General features: G+C 38.7%; 2 protein-coding genes and 1 pseudogene. All 3 read left to right on the forward strand.

The window, feature by feature from the left end:
* Window positions 1-811 (forward strand): alkaline phosphatase family protein (locus ACIQZ6_RS12605; RefSeq protein ID WP_395811633.1); only part of this gene is annotated, 811 nt, incomplete at its 5' end.
* A 157-nt stretch (window positions 812-968) separates the two neighbouring features.
* Complete coding sequence (locus tag ACIQZ6_RS12610; RefSeq protein ID WP_395811635.1) at window positions 969-1928, forward strand: amidohydrolase family protein; 960 nt, start codon at window positions 969-971, stop codon at window positions 1926-1928.
* Window positions 1929-1954: 26 nt separating this feature from the next.
* Window positions 1955-3009: pseudogene (locus ACIQZ6_RS12615) on the forward strand (pyrroloquinoline quinone-dependent dehydrogenase); the annotation flags it as partial.

Consider the following 3009-nt stretch of genomic DNA (forward strand, 5'->3'; position numbering starts at 1 on the left):
AAAAGCAGCAGTTGATCATGAAGGTCTTGGTGCTGATGCGATCACAGACTTTCTAGCAATCAGTGTTTCTTCACCTGATTATATCGGACACCAGTTCGGTCCGAATTCTATTGAAGTAGAAGATACCTACTTACGCCTTGACCGCGATCTGGCAACCTTGTTCAGTCACCTAGACACGAAAGTCGGAAAAGGAAATTATACCGTTTTTTTGACTGCCGATCATGCTGTACAACACAATTCTGGATTCCTTGCCGATAACAAGATCAGCACAGGCGTGTTTGAAAGTTCAGCGATATTAAAAAAATTAAATTCTGTTTTACAAGCAGAGTTTAAAGTAAAAGACCTCGCATTAAGCTTCAGCAATTACGCAGTAAGTTTGAACAATGAAGCTATTGCTGCTAACAAACTGAGCGAAGGTGCCATAAAAAATATCGCAATTGAATTTCTGAAAAAACAAGAGGGTGTTGCTTTCGCCATAGATATTGCCAACGCTCAAAACTCTACAATTCCTGCGGTATACAAAGAAAAGATTATCAATGGCTATCATCCTGAGCGTAGTGGAGTAATTCAAATTGTTTTAGAACCGGCTTGGTATTCAGGTTCATCAGCAAGATCTACGGGTGCCACTCACGGCACAATGAACCCTGCAGATACACATATTCCAATGGTATTTATGGGATGGGGAATTAAACAAGGAAAAACAAATGCCACGTATAATATGACCGATATTGCACCGACCATTTCTGGCCTCTTGCATATTCAGGAGCCTAATGGAAATATTGGCAAGGCTGTAATTGAGGCGATGAAATAAGGGGCTGAAAAATTCAACTAGTATTATTTTACGAAAGCAGATTCTTAACTAGGAATCTGCTTTTTTTCTTTAGACTGATTTTTAATTTTGAACTTATGTACCAGCAGATTTATTTTTATTGTATATTGATACCTATAAAAAAAACCAGTCTATTTCAATGAATAGAAAAAAATTTTTGGCTACAGCTTCTGTTCTGGCCATTGCTTCAATCAAAGGAAGCTCAGTTTTATACGCATCAACTTCATTTAAAAAAATACCTATTATAGATACCCATCAGCACCTTGCCGATCTAGTTCGATTTGGCAAAGGCTGGACCTCACCTCCGGTGCCTGGAAATTATGACATGAAGGCTTATTTGGAAGCTACACGCAATGTCAATATGGTTAAAGCGGTGTATATGGAAGTGGCAGTACCTGTTGCAAAACGTCATGAAGAAGCGTTATATGCAATAGAAATGTGTAAGGATAAATCAAACCCTACGGTTGCCGCTGTTATTAGTGCTAACCTGATGAGCCCTGATTTTGAAGGCTATATCACACAATTCAAAGGATCGGAATATATAAAAGGTATCAGATATGGATTCAAATCTGTTGATGAAATGAAGAATCCTCTTTTGATTAGAAATGTAGAAGTTTTGGGCAAATTGAATATGAGCTTGGATTTCACTATTTCGCCAGCCTGGCTACCTTCAATTGCAAATCTGATCAAGACATGTCCCGGTACAAGATTCCTAGTAAACCACTGCGGCAATGCAGATCCCAGAGCATTTCTTGATCCATCCACAATAAGTGGCAAACCGAATCATGATGCCAATGAGTGGATTGCTGCCATGAAAACTGTGGCCGAAAATAAAAATGTAGTTTGTAAAATTTCAGGTATAATTTCTACCTCTACGGGCTACCCTAAAACTGCCCAAACATTGGCTCCGGGAATAAACCATTGTCTAGATATTTTTGGTCAAGACCGGGTTATGTTCGCAAGTGACTGGCCTTGGTGTCTCAAAAGCAACAAACTTGAAGAATGGGTTACTATTCTAAAAGAGATCGTAAAAAACAGGCCTTACAACGAACAAAAGAAAATGTTTCATGATAATGCCATTAAATTTTATTCTATTTAATCATTAAAATTAATTTTTTACAAACTATGTCTGCTTTTTCTACGCAAAAACAAGGCCCGATTTTTTTTACAATCTGCTCTTTAATACTTTCAGGCTTGTTTACATCTTGCCAAAATGAATTAAAAAATAAAGAATGGGATGTTTACGCCGGAGGAAAAGAACGCCAAAGTTATTCTCCACTTGAACAGATTGATACGAACAATGTCAAGGATTTAAAAATTGCCTGGATATACCATACCAAAGACGCTGAAAAATCTAGTCAGATACAGACTAATCCTCTGATAATTAACGGTGTACTATACGGCACATCTCCTCAATTGAAACTCTTTGCCGCAGATGCAGCTACCGGAAAAGAAAAGTGGATATTCGACCCAATGCCAACCATTTTGGCAGAAAATGCTGGCAAAGAAAGTTATGGAATTAATGTATGTCGCGGCATTGCCATTCATAAAGGCAAGAACAATGAAAATCTGATTTTTTATACGGCAGGATCATCGCTATTTTGTATCAACAGTGCTACTGGCAAACCCGTTCCAACCTTTGGCAAAGGAGGTCGAATTTCGTTGTATGATAACCTAGAAACTCACCGAGATATCAGCAACCTAAGGGTAACAGCAACTTCGGCTGGAATGATCTACAAAGACTTGATTATAATGGGAAGCAGCCTTTCAGAATTGGAAGAATCAGCACCCGGCCATATCAGAGCCTACGATGTTTATACCGGAAAAATGAAGTGGATGTTCAAAACAATACCTGATCCGGGTGAAAAAGGTTATGATACATGGGAAGACCCCGAAGCATACAAATTCGTAGGAAGTGCTAATGCATGGGGTGGATTCAGCATGGATGAAAAAAGAGGAATTGTATATGCATCTACAGGTACTGCCAATGCAGATTACTATGGTGGCAGACGTAGAGGTGATAATCTTTTCGGGAACAGTATCCTTGCCCTTGATGCAGCTACTGGAAAATATATTTGGCATTTTCAGGCAATACACCATGATATATGGGATTGGGATTTCCCTAATGCACCAGCACTATTAACTGTTAAAAAGGATGGTAAAAAAATAGATGCACTGGT

The sequence above is a fragment of the Daejeonella sp. genome (genome assembly GCF_044348475.1).
Classification (GTDB): domain Bacteria; phylum Bacteroidota; class Bacteroidia; order Sphingobacteriales; family Sphingobacteriaceae; genus Daejeonella.